The sequence below is a fragment of the Agrobacterium sp. MCAB5 genome (genome assembly GCF_052114365.1).
GTDB classification, from domain to species: Bacteria; Pseudomonadota; Alphaproteobacteria; order Rhizobiales; family Rhizobiaceae; genus Agrobacterium; species Agrobacterium tumefaciens.
Window position 1 is genome coordinate 1 of sequence record NZ_JBFREP010000108.1, and the last position, 691, is coordinate 691.

1 protein-coding gene and 2 pseudogenes are annotated in these 691 nt (G+C 54.8%); all 3 read right to left on the reverse strand.

The window, feature by feature from the left end:
* Nucleotides 1–230 (reverse strand): nucleotidyltransferase family protein (locus AB4Z23_RS27610; protein ID WP_441361196.1); only part of this gene is annotated, 230 nt, incomplete at its 3' end.
* 135 nt (nucleotides 231–365) lie between these two features.
* A pseudogene (locus tag AB4Z23_RS27615) lies at nucleotides 366–524 on the reverse strand (plasmid maintenance toxin (PemK-like)); the annotation flags it as partial.
* Nucleotides 511–691, reverse strand: a pseudogene (locus tag AB4Z23_RS27620) (type II toxin-antitoxin system Phd/YefM family antitoxin); the annotation flags it as partial. The pseudogenes AB4Z23_RS27615 and AB4Z23_RS27620, both read right to left, overlap by 14 nt.

The following is a 691-nucleotide window of genomic DNA, read 5'->3' on the forward strand; positions in this document are numbered from 1 at the left end:
GCTTCTGAGGCCTCGGAAAGATCGTCGGGATCGAAATAAACAATGTCGATGTCTTGGATGCCATAAACGGGCGGGAAACCAAAAACGTGGTTCCAAACGGTTTGGGCGACAGCACCAGCCACAAGCCAGGAATCAGGCAGTGCAATCTCGTCCCATTTGCCAAGGACCGACGAAAGCAGCGGGCTCTTGTAGACGATCGCCTGTAATTCCAGATGTAGTTTGTCGCTCACGTAAATCTTTCTTGAAACGGCTTGGCTAATTCCACACAGCACTATATTGCGCTAGATTCTGCCATGGCACATCTCTCATGAACAGATCGCACGCAATTGCTGCTTCTGCCGGAAGCGGTTGATGGTTACGTCGGCCCGGACAACCCCGTCCGCTTCATCGAAGCTTTCGTCAACTATCGCCAGAACCCGCACCGGTCGATCCTTGTCGCCCTCCTTACGGCCTTCGAGATGCGGCCAATGCCAAAGGTGCGAATATCTGAACAGCCCGCCGACCTTTGGTTCAGTCGGCAGAATGCTTGTCCGTCAACAGTTCGGCGTTGAGATGTTCCAGACCCGGCTCCATCTGCGATGCTTCAGAGGCGGCGAGGTCATCGTCGCCGAGCGTCGTCGAAAGTTCGACTCGGCGATCACGCTTTGCGAGGCGCATATAGTCCTCATAGGCAATCACAACGGTGCGACGC